The organism is Muricauda sp. SCSIO 65647 (assembly GCF_021534965.1).
In the GTDB taxonomy this organism is placed as follows: domain Bacteria; phylum Bacteroidota; class Bacteroidia; order Flavobacteriales; family Flavobacteriaceae; genus Flagellimonas_A.
Genome location: NZ_CP091037.1, coordinates 1,009,454 through 1,034,131, shown reverse-complemented (window position 1 = coordinate 1,034,131; position 24,678 = coordinate 1,009,454). Strand labels below are relative to the sequence as shown.

The 24,678-nt window shown below is 43.8% G+C and carries 25 protein-coding genes; 14 read left to right on the top strand and 11 right to left on the bottom strand.

Features of this window, described 5'->3' with window-relative positions; genetic code table 11:
• Window positions 1-5: 5 nt before the first annotated feature.
• The gene (locus L0P89_RS04620) at window positions 6-2,657 is read left to right on the top strand and encodes a glycoside hydrolase family 3 N-terminal domain-containing protein (RefSeq protein ID WP_235267230.1); all 2,652 of its coding nucleotides are present in this window, start codon (window positions 6-8) and stop codon (window positions 2,655-2,657) included.
• 296 nt (window positions 2,658-2,953) lie between these two features.
• A complete protein-coding gene (locus L0P89_RS04615; RefSeq protein WP_235267229.1) occupies window positions 2,954-3,178 on the top strand; it encodes a hypothetical protein in 225 nt (74 codons plus the stop codon).
• Here L0P89_RS04615 and L0P89_RS04610 read toward each other — a convergent pair.
• On the bottom strand, window positions 3,175-4,080 hold the full coding sequence (locus tag L0P89_RS04610; RefSeq protein WP_235267228.1) for a universal stress protein: 906 nt from the start codon (window positions 4,078-4,080) through the stop codon (window positions 3,175-3,177). The two genes, L0P89_RS04615 and L0P89_RS04610, sit on opposite strands and share 4 nt — an antisense overlap.
• Window positions 4,081-4,160: 80 nt before the next feature.
• Window positions 4,161-4,853 (bottom strand): Crp/Fnr family transcriptional regulator, encoded by a 693-nt coding sequence (locus L0P89_RS04605; RefSeq protein ID WP_235267227.1) that lies wholly within the window; start codon window positions 4,851-4,853, stop codon window positions 4,161-4,163.
• Window positions 4,854-4,974: 121 nt separating this feature from the next.
• Here L0P89_RS04605 and L0P89_RS04600 point away from each other — a divergent pair, with 121 nt between their 5' ends.
• From L0P89_RS04600 to L0P89_RS04545, 12 genes are all read left to right on the top strand, one after another.
• Window positions 4,975-7,362 carry a heavy metal translocating P-type ATPase metal-binding domain-containing protein gene (locus L0P89_RS04600; protein ID WP_235267226.1) on the top strand — a complete coding sequence of 796 codons (2,388 nt, stop codon included), beginning with the start codon at window positions 4,975-4,977 and terminating at the stop codon, window positions 7,360-7,362.
• The gene (locus tag L0P89_RS04595; RefSeq protein WP_235267225.1) at window positions 7,359-7,814 is read left to right on the top strand and encodes a doxx family protein; all 456 of its coding nucleotides are present in this window, start codon (window positions 7,359-7,361) and stop codon (window positions 7,812-7,814) included. Before L0P89_RS04600 ends, L0P89_RS04595 begins: the two co-directional genes overlap by 4 nt.
• Before the next feature lie 65 nt (window positions 7,815-7,879).
• Window positions 7,880-8,071 (top strand): cbb3-type cytochrome oxidase assembly protein CcoS, encoded by a 192-nt coding sequence (gene ccoS / locus L0P89_RS04590; RefSeq protein WP_235267224.1) that lies wholly within the window; start codon window positions 7,880-7,882, stop codon window positions 8,069-8,071.
• Window positions 8,072-8,073: 2 nt separating this feature from the next.
• Window positions 8,074-10,275, top strand: coding sequence for a cytochrome-c oxidase, cbb3-type subunit I (gene ccoN, locus L0P89_RS04585; RefSeq protein ID WP_235267223.1), 2,202 nt, complete (start codon window positions 8,074-8,076; stop codon window positions 10,273-10,275).
• 3 nt (window positions 10,276-10,278) lie between these two features.
• On the top strand, window positions 10,279-10,455 hold the full coding sequence (locus L0P89_RS04580; protein WP_235267222.1) for a CcoQ/FixQ family Cbb3-type cytochrome c oxidase assembly chaperone: 177 nt from the start codon (window positions 10,279-10,281) through the stop codon (window positions 10,453-10,455).
• A gap of 11 nt (window positions 10,456-10,466) precedes the next feature.
• Entirely contained in the window at window positions 10,467-11,423 is a 957-nt protein-coding gene (locus tag L0P89_RS04575; RefSeq protein ID WP_235267221.1) for a cbb3-type cytochrome c oxidase N-terminal domain-containing protein, read from the top strand.
• Window positions 11,424-11,492: 69 nt separating this feature from the next.
• Window positions 11,493-12,902, top strand: coding sequence for a cytochrome c oxidase accessory protein CcoG (gene ccoG / locus L0P89_RS04570; protein WP_235267220.1), 1,410 nt, complete (start codon window positions 11,493-11,495; stop codon window positions 12,900-12,902).
• A 67-nt stretch (window positions 12,903-12,969) separates the two neighbouring features.
• Window positions 12,970-13,416, top strand: coding sequence for a FixH family protein (locus L0P89_RS04565; protein WP_235267219.1), 447 nt, complete (start codon window positions 12,970-12,972; stop codon window positions 13,414-13,416).
• A 2-nt stretch (window positions 13,417-13,418) separates the two neighbouring features.
• Window positions 13,419-14,129 carry a sulfite exporter TauE/SafE family protein gene (locus L0P89_RS04560; protein ID WP_235267218.1) on the top strand — a complete coding sequence of 237 codons (711 nt, stop codon included), beginning with the start codon at window positions 13,419-13,421 and terminating at the stop codon, window positions 14,127-14,129.
• 101 nt (window positions 14,130-14,230) lie between these two features.
• Window positions 14,231-15,505 carry an acetyl-CoA hydrolase/transferase family protein gene (locus L0P89_RS04555; protein WP_235267217.1) on the top strand — a complete coding sequence of 425 codons (1,275 nt, stop codon included), beginning with the start codon at window positions 14,231-14,233 and terminating at the stop codon, window positions 15,503-15,505.
• A gap of 47 nt (window positions 15,506-15,552) precedes the next feature.
• Window positions 15,553-17,049 carry a pyruvate kinase gene (locus L0P89_RS04550; protein WP_235267216.1) on the top strand — a complete coding sequence of 499 codons (1,497 nt, stop codon included), beginning with the start codon at window positions 15,553-15,555 and terminating at the stop codon, window positions 17,047-17,049.
• Window positions 17,042-17,539 (top strand): ClbS/DfsB family four-helix bundle protein, encoded by a 498-nt coding sequence (locus L0P89_RS04545; protein ID WP_235267215.1) that lies wholly within the window; start codon window positions 17,042-17,044, stop codon window positions 17,537-17,539. Before L0P89_RS04550 ends, L0P89_RS04545 begins: the two co-directional genes overlap by 8 nt.
• On the opposite strand, the gene L0P89_RS04540 is transcribed toward L0P89_RS04545, so the two are convergent.
• From L0P89_RS04540 to nosZ, 9 genes are all read right to left on the bottom strand, one after another.
• Window positions 17,536-17,955, bottom strand: a complete 420-nt coding sequence (locus L0P89_RS04540; RefSeq protein ID WP_235267214.1) for a CBS domain-containing protein — start codon at window positions 17,953-17,955, stop codon at window positions 17,536-17,538. The two genes, L0P89_RS04545 and L0P89_RS04540, sit on opposite strands and share 4 nt — an antisense overlap.
• Before the next feature lie 99 nt (window positions 17,956-18,054).
• On the bottom strand, window positions 18,055-18,837 hold the full coding sequence (locus L0P89_RS04535) for an ABC transporter permease (protein ID WP_235267213.1): 783 nt from the start codon (window positions 18,835-18,837) through the stop codon (window positions 18,055-18,057).
• A complete protein-coding gene (locus L0P89_RS04530; RefSeq protein ID WP_235267212.1) occupies window positions 18,830-19,540 on the bottom strand; it encodes an ABC transporter ATP-binding protein in 711 nt (236 codons plus the stop codon). Before L0P89_RS04530 ends, L0P89_RS04535 begins: the two co-directional genes overlap by 8 nt.
• Complete coding sequence (locus L0P89_RS04525; protein WP_235267211.1) at window positions 19,537-20,787, bottom strand: nitrous oxide reductase family maturation protein NosD; 1,251 nt, start codon at window positions 20,785-20,787, stop codon at window positions 19,537-19,539. Before L0P89_RS04525 ends, L0P89_RS04530 begins: the two co-directional genes overlap by 4 nt.
• On the bottom strand, window positions 20,784-21,218 hold the full coding sequence (locus L0P89_RS04520) for a CopD family protein (RefSeq protein ID WP_235267210.1): 435 nt from the start codon (window positions 21,216-21,218) through the stop codon (window positions 20,784-20,786). Before L0P89_RS04520 ends, L0P89_RS04525 begins: the two co-directional genes overlap by 4 nt.
• 1 nt (window position 21,219) lies before the next feature.
• Window positions 21,220-21,519: a hypothetical protein gene (locus L0P89_RS04515; protein WP_235267209.1), complete on the bottom strand. Its 300-nt coding sequence runs from the start codon at window positions 21,517-21,519 to the stop codon at window positions 21,220-21,222.
• Window positions 21,516-21,950, bottom strand: a complete 435-nt coding sequence (locus L0P89_RS04510) for a nitrous oxide reductase accessory protein NosL (protein ID WP_235267208.1) — start codon at window positions 21,948-21,950, stop codon at window positions 21,516-21,518. Before L0P89_RS04510 ends, L0P89_RS04515 begins: the two co-directional genes overlap by 4 nt.
• A gap of 92 nt (window positions 21,951-22,042) precedes the next feature.
• Entirely contained in the window at window positions 22,043-22,627 is a 585-nt protein-coding gene (locus L0P89_RS04505; protein WP_235267207.1) for a hypothetical protein, read from the bottom strand.
• 90 nt (window positions 22,628-22,717) lie between these two features.
• Entirely contained in the window at window positions 22,718-24,673 is a 1,956-nt protein-coding gene (gene nosZ / locus L0P89_RS04500) for a Sec-dependent nitrous-oxide reductase (protein ID WP_235267991.1), read from the bottom strand.
• Between the last annotated feature and the right edge of the window lie 5 nt (window positions 24,674-24,678).

Genomic DNA, 24,678 nt, shown 5'->3' with positions numbered 1-24,678 from the left:
TGCATATGAAACGATATTACCTTCTCTTGCTAACAGTATTGTTGTTGGGTTGCGCACAAGACAATGGCAATCCTGTTTACAAAAATGCAGAGTTGGATACGGAGATGCGGGTTGCCGATCTTCTCTCGAGAATGACCTTGGAGGAAAAAATTAGGGAACTCGATATGTATTCAGCCCATGATTTGATCGAGAATGGCGAACTATCGGTGGAAAGAGCAAAAGCTGTGTTGGATGGTTTGAATATCGGGTCGGTTCGTGACTTCTATCCCAAGTCAGCAGAGGTTTCCAACGAACTACAGCAATATATCATAGAAAACAATCGATTGGGCATACCAGCTTTAATGATTGAAGAAGCGCTTCATGGCTATTTGGGAAAGGGCGCAACATCTTTTCCCGTACCCATTGGTTTGGCAAGTATGTGGGATGTTAATGCCATGGAAAAAATCGGAAAGGTCATAGGTTCAGAAACCCGGGCCATGGGTATACACCTAGTGCTGGCCCCTACTTTAGGATTAGGTAGGGAACCGCGATGGGGACGTGTGCAAGAGACCTATGGTGAAGATCCTTTTTTGGCAGCGAGAAATGGAGTGGCCATTATTAACGGCATGCAAGGTGATGACTTGACCCATGATGATGCAGTTGTGGCGGAACCAAAACACTTTGGCATACATAGTATTCCCGAAGGGGGCAAGAATACGGCTCCTGTATATATTGGCGAACGGGAAGCAAGAGGCAATTTTTTATATGTTTTTGAAAAGGCCTTTACTGAAGCTGGTGCCCTGGGTGCTATGGCAGCCTATCATGAATGGGATGGTGTTCCCGCAGCAGGCGACCCATGGTTGTTGAAAAAGGTATTACGAGAAGAATGGGGTTTTAAGGGCATGGTAATTTCAGATCTGGGCGCTATTGCAAAACAGGAATTTGTGCATAAAACGGCCAAAAACTCCAAAGAAGCTATCGCCAGTTCAATAAGTGCGGGCCTTGATATGCAATTTTACGATTATAAGCACGATGTGTTTCGCCAAGGGATCATAGATGCCCTGGATGAAAAGCTTTTAAGTGCAGATGATATTGATAGGGCCGTATCGAGTGTGCTCTATGTAAAATTTAAATTGGGACTCTTTGAAAACCCTTATATCGATGGCGCTCTACAGCATAAGCGATATGGAAACAGAGAGCATAAACAGATGGCTTTGGATGCCGCTCATAAATCTATCGTTCTTCTACAAAATAAAAACAGGGTTTTACCTTTTGGAAACGGCGTTAAAAAGATTGCGCTTATTGGTGAGTTGGCCGATAAGGCCATTTTAGGGGGATATTCTCGAAGGGCGGAGGGTGAAAGATCCATTTTGGACGCCTTCCAAGAAACGGATTACGAGGTTGATTACGTAGATGTCGGCGTTCCCACTGGCTTTATGGAAGAGATTGACGAACGTTTTTTACGTACGGAAAATGGTGAGAAAGGGCTGACTGCAGAATACTTTGCCAATGCAGATTTTACGGGAAAACCCTCCCTGATACGCGTTGAGTCAAAATTGGAGCAATATTGGCATAATCTGAGTCCGGCGCCGGGTATACCAAGTGATAATTTTTCGATTCGATGGACCGGGTACCTCGTCCCAGAATTGAATGGGATATACAATTTTCAGCTATGGGCAGATGATTTGGGCAGACTCACCATTGGTGATGAAGTCTTGATAGACAGTTGGGATGTGAAATATAAAAACTCTTGGTCGAAAAAAAGTATGCGGTTACAAAAAGGCAAAAAATACCCGATAAAGATGGAATTGACGGAATACGACGAATTTGCAGATATCAAGATTCGTTGGAAAATCAACCCAGACACCAATGAAGAGACCATGTTCGAAAGGGCCGTAAATGCTGCCCGAAAAGCAGATGTGGCAGTGTTGGTTCTAGGGGAAAAGGATGGTAATGGTGAAGGAAGGGATAAAGTACGTCTTGAGCTCAATGAGTATAGTAAAAGACTTTTACGCGAAGTGGCCGCCATTGGTAAACCTATAGTACTGGTACTTCAAAATGGAAGACCTTTGGTCTTGACCGAAGAAGTTGGAATGGCCGACGCAATTTTAGAAACATGGTATGCCGGAGAAGAAGCAGCTCAAGGAACGGTTGATATTTTAAGTGGAAAGGTAAATCCATCTGGAAAACTTCCTATATCCTTTCCACGTGCCAATGGCCAGATTCCTATATACTACAATCAGAAAAAATCTGCAGATGCCACTTATGTTGATGAAAGCAACCGTCCATTGTTCGCTTTTGGTCATGGGTTGAGCTATAGTAATTTTGAATATTCAGACATAAGCCTCGAAAAACCCGTCATTTCATCGAACGAAGTGCAAAAAGTTATGGTGAAAGTAAAAAACACCTCAAATCTAAAGGGTACAGAGGTGGTTCAATTATACATCACCGATTTATACAGTTCCGTAAGTACTCCTAGAATCCAACTCCGTGGTTTTCAGCGAGTGGCACTCGAGCCCAATGAAGAAAAAAAGATCGGGTTTATTCTGTTGCCTGATGATTTGGCCCTTTGGAGTATTGATATGGAAAGGGTAGTGGAGCCTGGCGCATTTAAAGTACAAGTGGGCACAGCTTCGAATGATATTCGTTTGAAAACTGAATTTGAGGTAAGGGACTAAGAGAGAATATAGCAATATGGCTTATAAATTCTTCTATGAAGGAAAGATATGTGCCATCGTAGTTTTGATTTTAATGGGCAGATGTAGCAATACATACATGGTTTTCAAGATTATCCGCAGAACGTTTTTTTGAGTTGTTTAGAGAGCAGGATACAGCGCCACAGGATTCGGGTTCGACTCCCTTCAACCACACAGATAGCTTCTCGATCATGAGAGGCTTTTTTTATGCTGTTAAGTATTGTTAAATGCTTTTTTCAAAAAGGGTTTATACGTACCTTTTTTAAAAAGAAACAGCTATGAAAATTTCCGCAATGGGTATAGTGGCCTTTACTACCTTGGTCTTGGTGACGGTGACCATAATGGCCAGCATGAACTTTCCGTTCAATTGGGTCTTCTACGTCACCATTTTTGGCCAGGCCATGGTCGTCTATATGGTGTACCGGGTATTGACCGACAATTATCAGACCTCAAAGACTTTTGAAGACTTCTACGAAGACCATCCGATCGGCAGGCAAGATTAATTTGAGACCAGGTTTTCTTGGTTTTGTTCTGAACGCTTCGACAAACTTTCCATACCAAGTTCAGGAATCACCAACAAGGGTATCTGGGTATGAAAGGCAGTGCGTTTCACGATAGGCTCACGGGTCATACGCTCCATATAACTGTGTTGGTAGTTCAACATCGCCAATAAGTGAATGTCCAATTCCTGTGAAAAAATCTCAAGGGTATGTGAAACGGAATTGAGTTCAGAGACCGTATGTACGTAATGCTCGACAGAGTCTAAATATTTGCGTAGCATGTTCAGGTTGAATTGCTGCAACTCGGTCAGCGCCTTGATCTCATATTGAACGTGCACAATTCTTACCGTGGCCTTAAAGGCATGGGCCAATTCTATAAGAGGCGCCAGTTCAGAGGCCGTATAAAAGCGGTTGAAATCAGTGGCAAAGGCCATTTCTGAAGGGGCAGAAAACGCAAAGCATTTCGGAATCGCCAATACAGGGCATTTTTTGGTGTTCTTGATGATACGAACCGTATTACTGCCCATAAAGACTTCTTCCATGCCCGAAGCACCCTTGGTACCCGTTACGATCAAATCAATACTGTACGTATCGACGACATCGTTCACCTCATCGACCAAAAGATTGAAAGATGAAATGGTCTCGAAGCTATGCTTTTCATTGTTGAACATTGTCTTGATCTGTTCAATCGTTCGTTTCAGCCCGTTTTCTGAGTTGCTTCGCACGGCGTCTTCAATGCGAACGCCATCGACCATGGGGGCCATGAAACGACTGCTGGGTATGGCAGGGGTGTAGGTGTTCAAAAGGTAGAAGGTACACTCTTGGCGTTTGAACAAATTCAGCGCATACTGAATCGCGTTCCATGCATTTTGCGAAAAGTCGGTAGGTATCAGTATCCGTTTCATGACAATCTTTTTTACGATAGTATAAAATTAGATTGGCCTTGACCGTTATACTATGATAATTATCAGCTTTTAAAGTGTGGTCAGAAGCCCTCGACCATGTCTTGTAGCTTTCGCTCGTCTTTAATGCCCAACTTCTTGCCCGAGCTGTGGATGAGCCCTTTTTTCTTGAACTCTGAAATGATACGAATGGCCGATTCGGTGGCGGTACCCACCACATTGGCTATATCTTCACGTGATAGTGTTAAGGCCAAGAACCCTTCTTCGTCTTCCCCGAAATTATTTTTTAGGTACAGAAAGGCTTCGGCAATACGCTGTTTTACCGTTTTTTGGGACATGTTCACAATGACATCATCGGCTTCCTTGAGGTCATGGGCCATGTGCCGAAGTACTTCCAACGTGAAATTCGGATTGGTCTGAAGCGTATTGATAATGCTTTCTTTCGGAATAAAACAGACCTCCATATCGTTGACGGCCACTGCCGAAAGGTTTGAGTGCTCTTCTGCAATGACCGAGCGCTGGCCCATTACTTCGCCCCTGGCGGCCAATTTGACTATCTGGTCTTTACCGTTGGCGCTGAGTTTTGAGAGTTTTGAGACCCCATTGCGAACACAGAAAACACCATTTAGTTTTTCGCCCTCCTCGAAGAGCGACTCGCCTTTTTTTATTTTTTTTGTGGTTTTTGAATCAGAGACCTTTTTGAGCTCTTCTTTGTTCATGGCACGTAAGGCATTGAATTGCCTTACGATACAGTTTTCGCATCTGCTCTCCTCCATATTGGGTTGATTTACCTGATGTCACAAAAATACTGAGTGCAAAAAAAACCAGAACTGACAAATATCATGTTTTATGGAGACAATGTATTTCATATTTGCCTGAGGTATAATGCAAATGTGAATGGAACCTGACAAATGTTACCATTGCGGTGATGACTGCGGAAAAGAAGCGGTTCACTTCGATGAGCGTAATTTTTGCTGTCACGGCTGCAAGACGGTCTATGAGATATTCTCCTCAAATGACCTCTCTTATTATTATGATTTGCAGGCCAGTGCCGGGGCCACCCCAAATGAGGTCAATGGGAAATACGATTTTTTGGATAATGTTGAGATCGTTAAAAAATTGGTCGAATTTGATGCCGATGGCATACAGGTGGTCAATCTGAGTATTCCCCACATACATTGCAGTTCTTGTATCTGGGTGTTGGAAAATTTGAACCGACTGCTTCCCGCAGTACGTACCTCACAAGTAGATTTTCCGAAAAAAACCGTTCGCATCACCTATCTGATACAAGATTTTTCATTGAAAGAGCTGGTCTCTATGCTGTCACGAATAGGGTATGAGCCCTATATTTCGCTCGATGACTATGAGAAAAAGGCCAAAAAGGTCAATCGTGCCCTGATATACAAACTTGGGGTGGCCGGTTTTGCCTTTGGCAATGTAATGTTGCTGTCGTTTCCTGAATATTTTGAGGTAGAAGAGTTTTGGTTAGATCAATACAAGTATGTATTCAGATGGCTGATGTTCGCCTTTTCGCTACCCGTAGTGTTCTATGCTGCCCAAGATTATTTTACGTCTGCCTACAAAGGATTGCGGTCTAGACTTTTAAACATCGATGTACCCATTGCCCTTGGTATTTTGGTGCTCTTTCTACGGAGCACAGTCGATATCGCCTTCGATTTGGGATCGGGATTTTTTGATAGCCTTACCGGTTTGGTGTTCTTTTTGTTATTGGGCAAGTTCTTTCAACAAAAGACCTATGCTTTTCTTTCTTTCGAAAGGGATTATAAATCATATTTTCCCATCGCGGTAACGAAACTGTCGGGTAAGGGGCAGGAAGAAAATATCGAGGTATATAAAGTGAGGCAAGGTGATCGACTTTTGATACGGAGCCAAGAGATCATACCTGTCGATTGTATTCTGCTAAAAGGAGATGCCCAAATCGATTACAGTTTTGTGACCGGTGAGTCACAGGCTGTTGAGAAGACCTCGGGCGATAAGCTGTTTGCCGGTGGCAAGCAACTTTCGGGCGTGCTTGAGGTAGAGGCCCTGAAATCGGTATCACAAAGTTATCTCACCCAGTTATGGAGCAATTCAGTATTTGAAAAGAACAAGGCCACCGAATTTCAGACCCTGACCGATAGCATTGGCAAACGGTTCACATTGGCGGTATTGACCATTGCGGTAACGGCATCGGCCTATTGGCTGTACGTTGACCCGAGCAAGGTGATGAACGTATTCACCGCAGTGCTCATCATCGCCTGCCCTTGTGCCATTGCTCTGGCGGCCCCTTTTACCTTGGGCAATATGTTGCGCATTTTTGGCAAGCATCGGTTCTATCTGAAAGACACCAATGTTTTGGAGCGACTGGCCAAAGTGGGCACGGCCATTTTTGATAAGACCGGTACCTTGACCACATCGAAATCAGATGCTATTTTTTATGAGGGGATAGCGCTCACACCTGAAGAAATGTCATTGTTGAAGAACACGCTGCGTGCCTCTAACCATCCGTTGAGCAGGTCATTGTACGATCTATTGAAGGTCAACGAAATCATGACATTGGATGAGTTTGAAGAACTGACCGGTAAAGGCCTTATCGGTAGGTCAGGTGACCAATCGATAAAAGTGGGGTCGTCAGCCCATGTGGGTGCCAATGAAGAAGACAAGACCGCTGGCACCCAAGTATTCGTTGGGGCCAATGATGGGTATAAGGGCAAGTTTGTTTTCAAGAACAACTATCGGGCAGGAATTTTTTCATTGTTCTCAAGATTGAAAAAGAGAATGGCCGTGGCCATACTATCGGGAGACAATGAGGGAGAAAAAGAGTATTTGACCGCTGTACTACCAGAGAACACGCCGATGTTTTTCAATCAGAAGCCTGAAGACAAATTAGAGTTTGTCAAGGCTTTGCAACAAAAACAAAAGGTATTGATGGTAGGTGATGGGCTCAATGATGCCGGGGCCTTGGCCCAAAGTGATGTGGGCATAGCGGTCTCAGAAAACATCAATGTATTTTCACCTGCCTGTGACGGAATTTTGAATGCGGACCAATTGGCAAGATTGGATGATTTCATAAGAATGTCACGACAATCGATGGGCATTATAAAAATGAGCTTTGTGCTATCGCTATGCTATAATGTGATCGGGCTTTATTTTGCCGTCACCGGTCAGTTACAACCCGTAATCGCGGCCATTTTGATGCCATTGAGTTCTATCAGTATTGTGGCCTTTACCACAGTGGCCACAAACATTTTGGGGAAGAAATTTCATAATAGGGAAACACCATGAAAGAAAGGATTAAAAGTGTTGTAGAGAAATTGATGGGCAATCATATTCTGGCCCTGAGCATAGGCTTTGTGTATCTATGGTTTGGTACGCTGAAGTTTTTTCCGGGAATGAGCCCTGCCGAAGAATTGGCAAAAAATACCATTCAAGGGTTGACTTTGGGGTGGCTTCCCGATGAAACGTCGATCGTTTTGTTGGCTGCCCTAGAGGTGATGATCGGGTTGTTGCTCGTGCTAAATATCTTTAGGAAACAGGTCATTTTTGTGGCCATGGGGCATATGGTGCTGACTTTCACACCGATGCTGTTTTTTCCGATGGAATCGTTCAAAGAGGCACCCTTGGTACCCACCTTGCTTGGGCAATATATCGGCAAGAACGTAATCATATTATGTGCATTGATCACATTGGTGAGAAAGCATAAACAAATTTCCCCCATGGAAAAGATTGAAGACTAAAGATGATATATGTCATTTTTTAGACCATTGGGTAAAAGTAGTTTTACGCGCAAATTCAGGTAGGTATGAGCGTCATTTATGTGTTGTTGGCCATCAGTATTACTGTCGCGGTCTTCTTTTTTGCAGCTTTTGTGCTATCTGTGAAGAGCGGCCAATATGACGATGCCTATACCCCATCGGTTCGTATGCTGTTTGATGACGAACTGGTCAAAGACAAAACCGAAAAAGACGAACTAAATAAAAGTGAAAACCAATAATTATGGAAGTACAGCAGTTTCATTACGATAACAAGATCGTACAAAAGTTTCTTTATGCCACAATACTCTGGGGTGTTGTCGGTATGCTGGTGGGCCTACTATTGGCCTTTATGTTTTTGTTTCCCAACATTACCGATGGTATCTCATGGTTGAGTTTCGGTAGAATAAGGCCGTTGCATACCAATGCCGTGATCTTTGCCTTTGTGGGGAATGCCATCTTTGCCGGTGTCTATTACTCATTGCAACGGTTATTGAAGGCAAGAATGTTCAGCGATGCACTCAGCAATATCAATTTCTGGGGTTGGCAGCTGATAATCGTATCCGCGGCCATCACATTGCCGTTGGGCATCACCACCTCAAAAGAATATGCTGAGCTGGAATGGCCCATTGATATTGCCATTGCGTTGATATGGGTGGTATTTGGCTGGAACATGATCGGCACTATCTTAAAAAGAAGGCAGCGCCACCTGTATGTGGCCATATGGTTCTATCTCGCCACTTTTGTCACGGTCGCGGTATTGCATATTTTCAATAGTCTTGAACTGCCCGTTTCTGCATTAAAAAGCTATTCGGTATATGCCGGGGTACAAGATGCCCTGGTGCAGTGGTGGTACGGCCACAATGCAGTGGCATTCTTTTTGACCACTCCCTTTTTGGGGCTGATGTACTACTTCGTGCCCAAGGCCGCCAATAGGCCCGTATATTCCTATAGGCTTTCAATTGTGCACTTCTGGTCGTTGATCTTTATCTATATCTGGGCAGGACCACACCACCTGCTGTATTCTTCTTTGCCCGATTGGGCTCAGAATTTAGGTGTGGTCTTCTCGGTAATGTTGATAGCGCCCTCTTGGGGTGGTATGATCAACGGACTGTTGACATTGCGGGGCGTGTGGGACAAAGTGCGAACCGACCCTGTGTTGAAGTTCATGGTAGTCGCCATTACCGGTTATGGTATGGCCACTTTTGAAGGGCCCATGCTATCGCTCAAAAATGTGAACGCCATTGCACACTTCAGTGACTGGATCATTGCCCACGTACACGTAGGGGCCTTGGCATGGAACGGTTTCTTGACATTTGGTATGATCTATTGGCTCGTGCCCAGAATGTTCAAGACTACCTTGCATTCGAGGGGCTTGGCCAATTTCCACTTTTGGATCGGTACCTTGGGTATTGTGCTCTATGCCTTGCCGATGTACGTGGCCGGTTTTACACAGGCTTTGATGTGGAAAGATTTCAATCCTGATGGCAGCTTGGTGTATGGTAACTTTTTGGAGACTGTAGAGCAGATCATCCCCATGTACTGGATGAGGGCCATAGGCGGTACGCTTTACATCGTGGGTATGCTGATTTTGGTGTACAACATCGTGCTGACCATTAGAAAGGGAAGCGCCGTAGAAGATGAATTGGCCGAGGCACCTGCTTTGACCCGTGTGACCAAGAAAAGAACCGCTGGCGAAACCTTGCACAATTGGTTGGAAAGAAGACCGATTCAAATGACCATTTGGGCGACCATAGCCATTTTGATCGGGGGTATCGTTCAAATCGTGCCCACCATTTTGGTGAAATCGAACATTCCGACCATCACCAGTGTGAAACCCTATACGCCCCTTGAACTTGAAGGGCGCGATCTCTACATACGCGAGGGCTGTGTGGGTTGCCACTCACAGATGATACGACCCTTTAGAAGTGAGGTCGAACGCTATGGCGAATATGCCAAAGCCGGTGAGTTTGTCTATGACCATCCATTTCTATGGGGTAGTAAACGTACGGGTCCCGATCTGCTCCGTGTTGGTGGAAAATACTCTGACAACTGGCACCTGAACCATATGTTGGATCCGCAAAGTACCTCTGCAGGTTCAATAATGCCGGCGTATCAATGGTTGGTAAGAAACAAACATGATAGGAGCTCGGTCGAAGCTAAGATGCGCACCATGGTCAAATTGGGCGTGCCGTACACCGATGAAGACATTGCCAACGCACAACAATCGATGGCCGAACAGGCAGAGCAGATTGAAAAGAACCTGTATTCAGATCCTGAGTTCGTGAGAACCTATGAGGCAGACAAAAAGTATGCACAGGAGAATGGCCAGGATTTCATTGATATGCGCGATCGCGAGATTGTGGCGTTGATTGCCTATCTACAGCGTTTGGGCACCGATATCAAGGTGAAGGATACAGAAGAATTACTATCTCAAAATAAATAGGACATGTTGAAATTTGTAAAAAACCATATGGAAAGCATCGAAGGCATAGCGACCTATCCGATGATATCACTGCTGATCTTCTTCGTGTTCTTTGCACTGTTGTTCTGGTGGGTGTTCACTGCCTCGAAGGCACATATAAAAGAAATGGGTGAATTGCCCCTTGATAATGATAACCAATAAAAAACAAGATTATGATTTCTAGAATTCCATGGTGGATAAGGGTTCCGGTACTGTTCTTCATCATCTTCGGACTGATGGAATATTTCATCGATTCAGGTGATAAGCCGGCCTTTATCGAATATCCGATAACACAGTTTTTCTTGTTGATGGTGCTACTGATTTTGGTGGCCATCGAGTTGATCTTGCGTTCGATAGAGAACATTATGTTCAGATCGCTTTCACCTGAGGCGCAAGAACGATATTTAGCGGCCAAGAACAAGAAACCAGAGTACAAGTGGGTTGAAAACCTCAAAAAGCGGTTGACTAGAAGCAAGTCTATCGAAAGAGAGGGCGAAATCATTTTAGACCATAATTATGACGGTATTCGAGAGCTCGACAATGTCTTGCCGCCGTGGTGGGTCTATCTCTTCTATATCACCATTATTTTTGGTGCGGTGTATTTGGTGCGTTTTCATATAGTCGGCGATTATACCCAAGCAGAAGAATATGACCAAGAAGTTGCAGCGGCCAGAATAGCCATTGAAGAATACAAGAAAACGGCAAAAGACCTGGTTGATGTGAACACGGTTGAATTGCTGACCGATGCTTCTGATTTGAGTGCGGGTGAAAAAATATTTACAGCGAACTGCGTCGTCTGCCATATGGCTGATGGCGGTGGAGGTATCGGGCCCAACCTGACCGATGAATATTGGATCTTGGGCGGTGGTATCAAGAATGTCTTCAATACCATTTCAGAAGGAGGTCGTGATGGCAAGGGAATGGTAGCTTGGAAAAACGTTTTGAAACCCGCCGAAATGGCCCAGGTAGCTAGTTATTTATTGCAATTTCAGGGTACCACTCCCGCTAATCCGAAGGCACCTGAAGGTGAAATATGGATAGATCCCGATGCACCACAAGAGCCTGAAAATACCGAAGAAGAAACCCCGATTGAACAGGTTTCAGATTCTACTGATGTCGTAATGAATTAGAAATGTCTTTCCTCGATCGAGGAAAGACTTTAAAAGGGCGGCCGACAAAGGCGACCGCGTAAATTGCAAATGGAAGAGAATTTTAGGGATTCAATAGCGACAGTGACCGCTGAAGGTAAACGGGCATGGATTTTTCCTAAAAAACCAAGCGGCCGATATTATGACTATCGAAAGCTAGTGAGCTATTTTCTATTGGGGTTCCTCTTTGCCGCTCCATTTGTAAAAATAAACGGTCATCAGTTTTTGATGTTCAACGTGCTGGAACGTCGTTTCAATATCTTCGGATTTCCGTTTTGGCCACAAGACTTTCACCTGTTCGTCATTTCGATGATCATCGGGGTCATATTCATCGCTCTTTTTACCGTGGCGTTCGGAAGGATTTTCTGTGGATGGATATGCCCCCAGACCATTTTTATGGAAATGGTTTTTCGCCGTATCGAGTATTGGATCGATGGTGACCGTGGGGCACAGATGCGCCTTGATAAAGCGCCTTGGACTGCAAAAAAAATTAGGAAAAGGGTGTTGAAGTGGGTTATCTTTTTCATCATTTCCTTTTTGATCGCCAATGTTTTCTTGGCCTATCTTATCAGCAGTGATACCCTGATCAGGTACATCACCGATGGTCCGATGGCCCATTTGAGCACCATGGTATCGTTGTTGATATTTACGGCGGTATTCTATTTTGTCTTTGCGTGGTTCAGGGAACAGGTCTGTATCATCGCCTGCCCATACGGTCGCTTGCAGGGCGTTCTGCTTGATGATAAATCAATAGTTGTGGCTTATGACCACAAGCGGGGTGAGAGTGAAAACGGTAGAAAAAAATACCGAAAGAATGAAGACCGTGATGCGTTGGGCCATGGCGATTGTATCGATTGTTTTCAATGTGTCAATGTATGCCCGACAGGTATCGATATTCGCAATGGTACCCAACTAGAATGTGTGAACTGTACGGCCTGTATTGACGAGTGCGACCATATCATGGAGAGTATCGACAGGCCCAAAGGGTTGATTCGATATGCCAGCGAACAAGAGATAACCGATAAGAAAAAGTTTCGCTTCACGGCCCGTATGAAAGGTTATACAGGGGTATTGACCATTTTGATAGGAGTGTTGGTGGGCATGCTTTTCCTCAGAAATGAAATTGAAGCCAATATTCTCAGGTTACCGGGGCAATTGTATGAGCGAAAAGAAAACAATATCATCAGCAATGTGTATACCTACAAATTGGTCAACAAAACGACCAAAGACATCGACGATGTCAATTTTAAACTGTTATCGCACAATGGTACGATAAACATGGTTTCGCAAGACAGTTTTCTAGTACCTGCAGAGGCATTGGCAGAGGGTACTTTGTTTATTGAAATCAACAATTCGGCACTGAACGGTGACAAAGATAAATTGAAGATAGGCATATACAGCGGTAATGAACTGATAGAAACCACGGTGACACAATTTTTGGCGCCAAGAAGTTATAATTAATTGCGAGGTACGCGTTGATCTATCGTATCGGAGAGATTGGCTTACTTCGTCAACAATGATAAAAAATATGAGAATTAATTGGGGAACGGCAATCGTTCTGGCATTTATAGGTTTTATTGCCTTTATCATGTATTTCGTAATACGCATGAGCATCGATGATCGGGCCAATCATGATTTGGTTACCGATGAGTATTACAAAAAAGAACTTGCCTATCAAGAAGAAATCGATCAAGAGAATGAAGCGGTAAGGATGGATGCGGTGCTTGAAATCGAAAAAACCACCGATGGATTTTTGGTAAGGTTCCCTGAGCAATTTGACCCTAAAGATATTACTGGTAAAGTGTCCCTCTATAGACCGTCGAACAGGCATTTGGATTTTAACTTTCCTATAAGTTTGTCCAATACACATTTGCTCATACCTGACAATCGCCTGCTAGACGGTCGGTGGGACATTGCCGTACAATGGAAACACAAAAATAAATCCTTTTTGCACAAAGAAAAGCTGAATTACTGAGTATGATGCTATCAGCGGCCATATTAGGACTTTTAGGGAGCCTGCACTGCTTGGGTATGTGCGGCCCTATCGCCTTTATGCTGCCTTTGGATAGGGGAAACGAGGTCAAAAAAGCAGTGCAACTTTCCATGTATCATTTTGGGAGGATATTGGCCTATGCCCTAATGGGGTTTGCGTTTGGTCTTGTGGGCAAGGGGCTCTATCTTTTTGGGGTACAGCAAAAGCTTTCAATTTTAATTGGCGCCATCATGATACTTTTGGTTTTGGTGCCCGGCAGGTATTTCAAAAAGTATAGCCTGGCCAAACCGATATATACGTTTTTGGGAAGTGTGAAGTCAAAACTGGGCCAGGCACTTAAAAAGAGAACGCCCGACACTTTTCTTACCATCGGCTTTTTGAATGGATTTCTACCATGTGGACTTGTGTATATGGCACTGTTAGGGGCCATTGCCCTTGGTGATGCTATACAAGGGGTAGGCTATATGGCACTGTTTGGTTTAGGAACCATTCCATTGATGACCACAGCGGTATACGTCGGGGGATGGTTGAAAGCCCCGATGAAGGCCAAGATTCAGAAATTGATTCCAGTTTTTGTGATACTTATCGGAACATTGTTCATTCTAAGGGGGCTGGGCTTGGGCATTCCATACGTATCGCCAAAACCGGTACACACGCATATGGTATCTGCAGAAATGGAGTGCCATCAACCTTGAAAATTTGAATTTGACAACTACTGTCATTCCTGCGAAAGCAAGAGTCCATATCACCGATGGATTTCCATTTTTGTGGAATGATGAAAAATAAATAGAGTACAATGCGAATTACAACAGCAGAAGAAACAGTAAAAACCGTAAAATCAGGTGACCGTGTCTTTATTCAAGGGGCGGCCATGACGCCAAATGAACTTATTGATGCACTATGTGAAAGGCATGCAGAGCTTGAAAATGTAGAGATTATTTCCATACATACCGAGGGTGATGCGAAATATACGCAAGAACCCTATAGCAACAGCTTTCATTTAAATTCTTGCTTTGTGGGGGGCAATGTGAGAAAAAGCGTCAATACAATGAAGGCCGATTATATTCCCATATTCTTAAGTGAGATTCCCCGATTGTTCAGGTCTGAATATTTGCCCATAGATGTGGCGATAGTTCAGGTTTCCGTGCCCGATGTACATGGATATTGCTCGTTGGGGGTATCGGTAGATATAGCGCTTCCGGCCGTAAGAACCGCCAAAAAGATTATTGCACAGATCAATCCCTATGTGCCTAGAACCCACGGTACGGGTATTGTTCATATCGATGAGATAGAATGTGCGGTTGAGGTGAATCGACCCATACATGAACACAATCCCACAGAAATCTCTGAACTGGACCATAAGATAGGGGCCAATGTAGCCTCGCTTATTGAAGATGGGGCCACCCTGCAGATGGGCATAGGCAATATACCGAATGCAGTGTTGTCTAACCTGAACAACCACAAAGATTTGGGCATTCACACTGAGATGTTTTCAGATGGCGTGTTGCCGTTATTGGAAAGTGGGGTGATCACCGGCAAGCTAAAAGCGGTCAAAAGGGGTAAAATCAACAGCTGTTTTGCCGTGGGCTCTAGAAAACTATATGATTTTATAGACGATAACCCGATCTGTGATTTTAGGGATTCTGGTTACACCAATGATACTGCCCGAATTCGAAGAAACCCAAAAGTGACGGCCATCAACAGTGCCATAGAGATTGATCTCACAGGTCAGGTATGTGCCGATACCATCGGAAGTTACCAGTTCTCTGGTGTCGGTGGTCAAATGGATTTTATTCGAGGCGCATCGCTTTCAGAAGGAGGCAAGCCGATTTTTGCCATATCATCGGCGACCAATAAAGGTGTTTCGAAAATAGTGCCCTTTTTAAAGCAAGGAGCCGGCGTCACCACCACACGTGCCCACGTACATTATGTGGCCACTGAATATGGAGTGGTGAATCTCTATGGAAAAAACCTTAAACAGCGTGCAAAAGCCTTGATTTCGATTGCCCATCCTGATCATCAAGAAGCATTGAAAGAGGCGGCCTATGTGCGTTTTAATGGCGGTAGCTGATATACTATTTGATATTGCTGAAGTTTTGATTTGATAAAGTCTTTGCAATGGGCATACGGCAGTTAGAAGAAGAATTGACCGAAATTCTTGAGGAATTGGCTCGAGTAGACCCCTTTGCAGACCTGATTTCAGCAAATGTCCATAAGAACTATGCTCCGAGCGCCAAAAACCTCTATAAATATCTTGTGCTTCGCAGCCATGATCTTCGAAGGTATCATGACAAGCTTTCAGAATTGGGCATATCTTCATTGCGAACAGTTGAGGGGTATGTACACGCTAACCTGATAAGTGTTATCAAAAACCTGAGGGTGCTACAAGGAAAGGCGGTAAATGATATTGAAAAATATACCCCTTTGGGCTATCAGCAAAGCAAGAAGTTGATAAAGAAGCATGCTAACGAACTGTTCGGTCACGGCAGAAAAAAGCATAGGGCACAAATTATGGTGACCTTGCCATCAGAGGCGGCTACAGACCAAAAACTGCTTAGGGCCATGGTGCAAAAGGGAATGGACATTGCCCGTATCAATTTGAGCCATGGTACTATCGAAGAATGGACAAAGATGATCCAAAACCTACAGCAGATCAATAAAGAACGCCGAAGAAAAATAAAAATCTATATCGATCTCAGTGGACCAAAAATAAGGGTAGGTAGAATTTTTGATCTGACAAAAAAGAGCAAACCGAAAAGCAAAGCAAAAATTGAGAAGGGCCAAACCCTTGTTTTAAGAAAGTCCAATAATTTGCCTTTTGTTGACGTGCAGAATGGAGATAACTTGGTTGTTGAAGTACTGCAGCCGCAGATTATCGATGACGTCAAGTTGGGCGATCGTATTTTTTTTGATGATGGGGTGATCAAAGGGCATATAATCTCAAAAACAGAAGATTCGGCCGAAGTACTGCTTGACGAATGCTACAAGAAGAAATTGGGCCGTGAGAAAGGTATCAATTTGCCCGATACAAAACTCAATTTACCGGCACTTACCGATGTAGACGAAAAATTGCTGCCATTTGCCTGTGCCAATGCTGATATTATAGGGTATTCATTTGTACGGTCACGTAATGATGTGCAATATCTATATGATCGACTTGACCAAATCGGGGCTGTTGACCTCGGAGTGGTCTTTAAGATTGAGAATAGAGAGGCTTTTGAAAACTTGCCCGAGATTCTTTTTCAGGGGATGCACCGACCTAGAATAGGCGTGATGATCGCCAGGGGAGATTTAGCCGTTGAATTGGGATTTGAGCGTATTTCAGAGGTACAAGATGAGTTGCTATGGCTTTGTGAAGCGGCCCATGTACCCGTGATCTGGGCTACCCAGGTCTTGGAAACACTTGCCAAAAAGGGTATTCCAACACGAGCAGAAATCAGCGATGCGGCCCGAGGGGCCAGGGCAGAATGTGTAATGCTCAATAAAGGGCCCTATATTCTTGATGCCATCAAAATGTTGAAAAATATCTTGCGCAAGATGAATGCCCATGTATCAAAAAAGAAAGCGTCGCTACGTGCACTAAATGTGGCAAAAAACTACACCACTTATGCCTAGGCCAAAGACAAAAGATGAATTGTTAAGACTCGCACATGCCAACTTTGAACGGCTTGAGGTCTATGTTGAAGATTGCCCAAAAGAAGAACAGCTGAGGGAATTTCCCAAGGGAACCTTAAACCGTAACATCAGAGATGTATTGGCACACCTGCATCATTGGCATCTTATGTTCTTAGAGTGGTACAGAATAGGCATAACAGGTGTTAAACCTGAAATGCCAGCTAAGGGATATACATGGAAAACGCTTCCTGAGCTTAACAAAGAAATTCAAAAAAGATATTCAAATACAGATTTGGAAAAGGTAAAATCCCTGTTGAAAAGTTCATTTGGCGAGGTTTTCAATATTATCGAAAGTCATTCTGATGAAGAATTGTTCACCAAGAAGAAATATGGGTGGACGGGCAGTACTTCTTTAGGGGCTTACCTAATTTCAGCCACATCAAGTCACTATGATTGGGCATTGAAACTCATCAAAAAAGCCAAAAGCTAATATTGCTGCAACAGATAGTTGATCAAATCTGTGGTGGTGACTATACCTACGAGTTTTCCGTCATCGATAACGGGCAGTGCATGAAAATCTCTTTGTGCCAAAAATCTAGCGGTGTCTTGTACCGTGGTATTTGATGTGACACTAATCACGTTTTTTGCCATGACCTGTTCAATCGTGAACATGTTGTACACCATGGTATCGACTTCTTGCTCGTGCTCATCAATGGCATCAGCAAAACTGATACGCATAAGGTCTGTATAACTTAACATGCCCTGTACTTCGTTACCCGATTTTACGGGGATATGTCGAATACGATGTTTTTTGAAGAGTTCTTCAGCGGTGACCAAATCATCGGTTACACTTATCGTTACCACGTTCTTTGTCATTATCTGGGAAACCGGGACTCTTTTTTTCATGACGCTGGATTTTGTATTTCCAATTTCAAGTTATTACCATATATCTGTTATAACTATGACAAATGTCAGGGTTTGGGTGGATGGTTTGGATATAGGTTGTTAGAAATCCTTTCTTTTGGCCTTAAAAGTCAATCGTTGTATGGGGAGCACTGTCCATAGCAATAAGACCGCCAATGATATGATAAGGCCTAGATTGGTGCCAAAGAATTTCTTGAATACGGCACCGGTATAGCCCAATAGTGCGGAAATGTCCAATTTGAGCAAGATCAGGGTACGCGATAGGTCAATTGGGTTGAACATGGTTGCGGCCAAAGAAAAGGTATCCAAAGGATATTCCTCAAAAATAATGAGCGACAGTAAAAACAGCCCATCATAGATTACGGCCAAGAACAACCAGAGCAATACGGCATACCCAAAACCCTTGATCTTGTTTTCGTTTGAAAGTGCGATATTGAACGCCAAAGCTGTGAAGATCAGTGTTAAGAAGGCACCAATGACCAAAAGAAGCACAAAATTGAAAATGGCATCGCTTCTGAAGAGCCCGTAGAGGATAAATGGAATACCCAGCCCCAGTACCAAACTTAAGGTCAGAGATCCTGCGACTCCAAAATACTGCCCCAAAAAGATGGTCGAACGTTTTAAGGGCTGTGCCAACAACAATTCAGTAAATTCTTTGGAGTTATAATAGTACATGACCCCGAAGATGGTTCCGATTAGGGGCACCAACACAACAATGACGTTCATTAGGGTAATGACGGCCTTTGAGAGGTCATTGTTCAAAAATAGAAGTACAAACCCAAGTGCCAGGTAAAAGAGAAAGTATACGTAGCTCCATCGACTGCGCATAAGGTCATAAAAACTGTATTTTAATATTTTAAACATCGCTGGTCTCGGTTGCAATGGCCGCAATGGCATGTTCAACATCGGTTTGCCCTGTTTTTTTCATCAGGGCATCTATGGTACCCTTAAAGAATATTTGGCCTTCAAGCAAATAGATGACTTCATCGGCCACCTCTTCTACAAACTGCATGATATGGGTGGTGATCAATAAAGTTTTGCCATTGGCCTTTTCTTCTTGAATCAATTTTTTCAACTGGATCAGTGACGCTGGATCTAGGCCTGTGGTGGGCTCGTCCAATATCATCAAAGGGCTGTCGAACATAAAGGTGAGCACAAGGTTGACCTTTTGCTTGGTACCCCCCGAGAGTGTGCCCAGTTTTTTGTTCAGAAAAGGTTCTAATTTGAACAGCTCTATCAGTTTTTTTTCACTGCTGTCTTTTTGACGTAGGTCTTTGATCATGCGAACCAGTTCTTTGACCCTTATGTTGCTCGGAAAGTTCGCGATCTGTGGCAGATAATCGATTTGCTGTCTATATCTCCAGCTGTTTACGGCGTTTTGGTCAAGTACTGAAATATTCCCTTGATTCGGAATTACCATTCCGAGAATGCTTTTGATGAGTGTGGTCTTGCCCGATCCGTTGGGCCCCAATATGGCATAGATACCACCATTCTCTATGTTGAGGTCGACACCAGACAGTACTTGGTTCTTTCCGAATTTTTTATGGAGGTTCTCTATATGGATCATTCTGCCCGTTTCATTAAAGGTTCTGCATCAACCAAGTTGTCAGGAGTGAAAACCGGTGATACTTTTTCGGAAAAGTCGATGACATCCATAAACAGACTGCGTAAAAGCACGATTGTCTCGGGAGTACGGTTCACAATATATGAAAACAGTTTTACGGGGCGATAGGGAACATCACCTACACCATCATTGTTTAAATCGTATCCTGTATAGCCACTCCAATAATTTTGGCTGAATACATTGTCGTTCACCTTGCTGTTATAAGAAATATCGAAAGAATTGTAAAGAAAGTTGTTGTTTTCAAACCTGTTTGCATAGCAGGCTCCCCTTACTTTTATGGCCCAGCCATTGTTGGCGAATTCATTGTTTCTGTATGTAATTCGGTTTGAACCCTCTATATTGATTCCTATGGTGTTTTCTTCAAAAGTGTTGCCGGTTATCTCGGCATCGTTGATTTCTTTCAGCAGCATGCCGTATGAGGCCGTTCCCCAATTTTTGCGAAAGATATTGTTGTGCATTGTAATCCGTTTTGAGAACATGACCGCCACACCGGCCCCGTTGTTCTCAAAAACATTGTCGGTATAGACATCGTCATTCGAGAACATGAAGTGAAGGCCATATCGAAGATTGTTCGAGCTAATGTTGTCTTTGATGATGGCGTTATCTGAAAATTCAAGGTAGATGCCGTCTCTAGTACCCTGTACAATGTTTCGGTCGACCACCACATTGTGCGAGTACCATAGTTGTATGCCATTGCCAGAGTTATATTCATTTACCGCATCACCGATAATTTTATTGTGGTACACCTTGCCATTGCTCGATTTTTCGAGATAGATGCCAAAAAAGAGTTTTTCGAGCACTACGTTCTGAATCACGTAGTGTTCGCTCTTTACCACGCGTATGGCCGCATGGTCAGCAGTGTAACTGGTGCCCACATTGATGATAAAAAGGCCGTCTACGGTTACATTGTCTGATTCGATTCGAATGATTTCACCTTTATCTTCACCATCGATGACGGGATAGTTTTCACCCAAAAGGGTAAGAGGTTTGTCAATGAGAATATTGAATTCTTTGTACGTTCCCTTTTTGATCAGCAAGGTGTCATGGTCTGCGGCGATTTCAATGGCCTGTTTAATCGAAGAGACCTCACAATCGGGGCACACAATTAGTTTGGCGTTCAGGTTTTTGGGACAGATCAGCAATATGAACAAGCCACATATCAAAACAACTTGCGGTATACTCTTTTTCATAATAGTCCTCCACTTCTTGCACTAAATCCTACAAAGACGAACAGCACAGAGATTAAGGTAACCAAAACAATGTGCCATGCCAAAGGTTTTAGGGCTTTTCTGGGAAACAGAAAAAAACGGGCGTGCACGGCCAGGGAAATCGTTGCCAACAACAGCACCAGTTTGATCGCTATATGCCTTGTATAATGGTCTTTCCAATTGAAATCAAAAAAATCAGGTGCATAGGTAAAGGCCAAAAAGAGACCGGTCACAAGAAGAATCAGCAGCGAGGGCATACCAATGGGCTCATATTTCGATTCAAAATTCTTGATGAGGTCGAAATTCTTTTGACGGAGCGCACGGGGCAAAAAACCTATTGAAAGTACGAGATGGCCCCCTGTCCAGACCATTGCCGCAAGAATATGTATGAAGATGACCATTTTTGTTGCCATATCACCGAATGATCAGAAATTTACTGTTCTCTTTCGCCTTGACCCAGTGGACAACATCTTTTGGAAATGAAAAATGCTCTTGCCCGTTCAAGCGAAAACACTTCTCGTTTATATGAAAATCGATCATGCCCTCAATGACCACCAATAGTGCATCGGTCGGTGAGGTGTGCTCAGGAAAAACCGCATCTTTTTCCAAACTGATGCAAAGCACTTCAAAAGTGTCGTTCTTGAGAAGTTTTGCTATCTGCAGATCATCATATGGCTGCGTCTTTATACTCTCTTTCGCTTCATACATCTTCATAGGCTAAACCGGCTTAACAATTCCTCCCAAGAATACAGCTCACCTCCATGTTCATTTTGGGCGTTTTGGGCATCGACTTTATTTTCAAAAGCTGTTAGAAATTCACCCATAGGGCTGGGTATGCCCTCACTGATAAGGTAAATGGCTGTTTTGGCATCTATCAACTCACCGGGCTGGGTGTAATCATTGACCAAGAAAAGGGCAACCGTGCCATTATCAATATCTTTCAAATGGTTCACCATACACTCTATCGCATCAAAGCTATAGATCCTGCCCTTTTGGGTAACAATTTGTGCGGCATGCTGTCGGTCAACAATGGTCATTCTACAAAAGTGGCAACCGTCTGTGCCATAGTCAATGGGTCTGGGCTTTGCGTTGCAAGCACTCAGAAAAAGAACGAAAAGAAATAGACCGCCCCGTAGTATGCCCATGGGGTATTTTTTGTAAAATAGCCCCAAAAATTTGGGGGCACTTAGATTTCGATTATCGAGCGAACGAAGACGGCAGCGCATTTTTTGGTGTTTCAATTGCGTTCTTTTTTCCCCATAAAATAAGAAATAAGCCCTAGGGCAATGCCCAATGCCAAGCAGTAAGCTCCTAATTGCGGGTATGAATGCGCCCTAAAATTTAGAATATCCTTAGAGCCAAAAAATGGAGGCTGAAAGCCCATTACCGACCCGTCTGGATTCGTGAATTTCATTATCGCTTTGGGGTCTAGATCATGGCCATAGTCATATTCCCATATATAAAAATCAATTAGGCCTGCGGTACTGACCAAAACCATCATGATGAACCAATAAAGAAACCACTTGTGGTTGGCCTTCAAGGCGATTATCAGTCCTATGACCGTTGTGATGATGATGCCTATCGGAAATATCTTGAACTCAGGTATAGCATCAGGTATGTACTTCATGCCCACATAGTGGTTCATGAGGTTTATGTTTTTGATGTCATGGGGGTTGGCATCAGAAAAGTCATTGATGTGAATGTACATACCTAACGGGGTAGGGTATTGGGGTGCTTCCAAAGTTATTTTCCATAAGGGAAAAACAAACAGCAACAGGGGCAATAAGGCTGCCAATGCCATGATAATACGTGACTTCTTCATTTTTATTTTTTTAGTCTTTAAAAGCAAGCCGTCCGCCAATTGACGGACGGCTTCATCCTAAGTTTGAAAAAAGAATCTTTTAAGATTCGATCATTCTCCCAAAGACCAGCTAAGGTCTATGTTGGAGTTGGCAGGGGAAACCCTTACATACCCCTGCATTTCTTGGTGCAATGCCGAACAGAAATCGGTGCAATAGAATGGCCATACACCCGGTTGCTTGGGTTCCCAGACAAAGGTCTCGGTCTGCCCTGGCATGATCAACAATTCTGAAGTATTGGCACCGATCATACTTACCCCATGGGGCACATCATAATCTTGCTCAAGATTGGTGACATGGAAATATACTTTGTCGCCTACTTTGATACCCTCAATATTGTCTGGGTTGAAGTGGCTACGAATCATTGACATATAGATGTGGACTTCTTTGCCATTTCGTTCGACCCGTACATCAGCATCTGATTGAATACCATATTTGTGATGGTTGTTCTTCAACTCAAAGATTTTTTTGGAGCGGGCTTTAACAATATCGGCAGCAATGCCTGCGGCATAGTGAGGCTCACCAACAGTCGGGAAATCAAGCAACAGCTCCATTTTTTCACCTGAGATATCATAAAGCTGTGCCGATTGGGTCACCTCAGGACCTGTTGGCAAGTACCTGTCTTTGGTAATCTTGTTCATGGCGACCACATATTTGCCAAAAGGTTTTCTTGAATTGCCGCCGGGGATCATCAGGTGCCCTACTGAGTAGAAGCAAGGTTGTCTATCGACTACTTCCCAAGTGCCCAACTTCCATTTGACCACTTCTGAAGAAATGAAGAAAGTGGTATAAGCATTGCCCTTACCGTCAAACTCGGTGTGCAATGGGCCAAGGCCAGGTTGGCTTACCGTGCCCGCCAATACATCTTCAAACTTCAAGATTGGAATGCCATAGGCATCGCCGTCATACTTTTTGCCCTCGATGGCCGCCAACATTTTGGTGAATGAATGTACGGTGAGGTCGGCCGATAGTTTACCAGATCCCACTATGTATTCACCTGTTGGATCTACATCACAACCGTGGGGCGATTTTGGGGTCGGTAACAAGTATACGGCATCGGGCACTTCAGATGGGTTGACGACCAACACTTCTTTTTTCATGGTCGAGGTGCCCGTATGGGTTTCTTCATCGTATACATTGTGCGCATAATTGGCAGGCATCATGGTACCGCCGCCATTGTTCACATACTCTTCAATTTTTTTCCAGTTGACGGCAGCGATGAAGTCTTTATCGTTTTGTGAGGCGTTTACCTCCATTAAAGTGCTGGCCTCTTCGGTATTATAGGTGCTGAAGAAAAACCAACCATGTGAGTTGCCCCTTCCCGGATGTGATAAATCGTAATCAAAACCGGGCATCAGCAACTGAAACTTGATGTTCATGCCTCCATCTTCTGGATTGACACTGATAAAGGTCAAAGCTCCCTTAAAGTTACCCTTATACTCGCTGATGGGCATATCTCTTTGGGGTACGGGAACCGAGAATCGCGTGCCTGCCACCACATACTCGGTATTTTCGGTCACAAAGGCAGAACTGTGGTTACCTGCACTGTTGGGTATTTCGATGATTTCGGTCGTTTCAAATACACTGAGGTCTATCTTGGCAATACGGGGCGTATTGTTGCCGTTGATAAACACCCATCGACCATCGAGTTCACCATTGGTCTGGGAGATATCTGGGTGGTGAGAATCATCCCAAGGCACGAATCCATGGGAGGTGTTCAGCATGGGCTTGGTCTCTTCGTTATAACCCCAGGCCTTTTCTGCATCTTGTGAAAATACCGGGATTACCTTGAACAGTCTTCCCGAGGGAAGCCCATAAACTGAAAGTTGCCCACTGAACCCTCCAGAAATAAATGCATAGTACTCATCGTGTTCACCAGGGGCCACATATACCCTATCGGCCACATTGGAAGTCAATGCTCCGTTAGAACTTTTTCGCTGATCACCGCAGCCAATGAAAATAAAGGCAAGGGCGAGCGACATCACAATTGGATATTTTAGTTTTTTCATCATTT

Bases quoted from the DNA above. Each gene is read 5' to 3' on its own strand.
- L0P89_RS04580 (WP_235267222.1), top strand. From the start codon at position 10,279: ATGTTGAAATTTGTAAAAAACCATATGGAAAGCATCGAAGGCATAGCG.
- L0P89_RS04545 (WP_235267215.1), top strand. From the start codon at position 17,042: ATGCCTAGGCCAAAGACAAAAGATGAATTGTTAAGACTCGCACATGCC.
- L0P89_RS04620 (WP_235267230.1), top strand. From the start codon at position 6: ATGAAACGATATTACCTTCTCTTGCTAACAGTATTGTTGTTGGGTTGC.
- L0P89_RS04505 (WP_235267207.1), bottom strand. From the start codon at position 22,627: ATGAAGAAGTCACGTATTATCATGGCATTGGCAGCCTTATTGCCCCTG.
- L0P89_RS04555 (WP_235267217.1), top strand. From the start codon at position 14,231: ATGCGAATTACAACAGCAGAAGAAACAGTAAAAACCGTAAAATCAGGT.
- L0P89_RS04540 (WP_235267214.1), bottom strand. From the start codon at position 17,955: ATGAAAAAAAGAGTCCCGGTTTCCCAGATAATGACAAAGAACGTGGTA.
- L0P89_RS04605 (WP_235267227.1), bottom strand. From the start codon at position 4,853: ATGGAGGAGAGCAGATGCGAAAACTGTATCGTAAGGCAATTCAATGCC.
- L0P89_RS04535 (WP_235267213.1), bottom strand. From the start codon at position 18,837: ATGTTTAAAATATTAAAATACAGTTTTTATGACCTTATGCGCAGTCGA.
- L0P89_RS04515 (WP_235267209.1), bottom strand. From the start codon at position 21,519: ATGAAGATGTATGAAGCGAAAGAGAGTATAAAGACGCAGCCATATGAT.
- L0P89_RS04575 (WP_235267221.1), top strand. From the start codon at position 10,467: ATGATTTCTAGAATTCCATGGTGGATAAGGGTTCCGGTACTGTTCTTC.
- L0P89_RS04610 (WP_235267228.1), bottom strand. From the start codon at position 4,080: ATGAAACGGATACTGATACCTACCGACTTTTCGCAAAATGCATGGAAC.
- L0P89_RS04600 (WP_235267226.1), top strand. From the start codon at position 4,975: ATGGAACCTGACAAATGTTACCATTGCGGTGATGACTGCGGAAAAGAA.
- L0P89_RS04510 (WP_235267208.1), bottom strand. From the start codon at position 21,950: ATGGGCATACTACGGGGCGGTCTATTTCTTTTCGTTCTTTTTCTGAGT.
- L0P89_RS04595 (WP_235267225.1), top strand. From the start codon at position 7,359: ATGAAAGAAAGGATTAAAAGTGTTGTAGAGAAATTGATGGGCAATCAT.
- L0P89_RS04530 (WP_235267212.1), bottom strand. From the start codon at position 19,540: ATGATCCATATAGAGAACCTCCATAAAAAATTCGGAAAGAACCAAGTA.
- L0P89_RS04520 (WP_235267210.1), bottom strand. From the start codon at position 21,218: ATGGCAACAAAAATGGTCATCTTCATACATATTCTTGCGGCAATGGTC.
- L0P89_RS04550 (WP_235267216.1), top strand. From the start codon at position 15,553: ATGGGCATACGGCAGTTAGAAGAAGAATTGACCGAAATTCTTGAGGAA.
- L0P89_RS04565 (WP_235267219.1), top strand. From the start codon at position 12,970: ATGAGAATTAATTGGGGAACGGCAATCGTTCTGGCATTTATAGGTTTT.
- L0P89_RS04560 (WP_235267218.1), top strand. From the start codon at position 13,419: ATGATGCTATCAGCGGCCATATTAGGACTTTTAGGGAGCCTGCACTGC.
- L0P89_RS04615 (WP_235267229.1), top strand. From the start codon at position 2,954: ATGAAAATTTCCGCAATGGGTATAGTGGCCTTTACTACCTTGGTCTTG.
- ccoS (WP_235267224.1), top strand. From the start codon at position 7,880: ATGAGCGTCATTTATGTGTTGTTGGCCATCAGTATTACTGTCGCGGTC.
- ccoG (WP_235267220.1), top strand. From the start codon at position 11,493: ATGGAAGAGAATTTTAGGGATTCAATAGCGACAGTGACCGCTGAAGGT.
- L0P89_RS04525 (WP_235267211.1), bottom strand. From the start codon at position 20,787: ATGAAAAAGAGTATACCGCAAGTTGTTTTGATATGTGGCTTGTTCATA.
- nosZ (WP_235267991.1), bottom strand. From the start codon at position 24,673: ATGAAAAAACTAAAATATCCAATTGTGATGTCGCTCGCCCTTGCCTTT.
- ccoN (WP_235267223.1), top strand. From the start codon at position 8,074: ATGGAAGTACAGCAGTTTCATTACGATAACAAGATCGTACAAAAGTTT.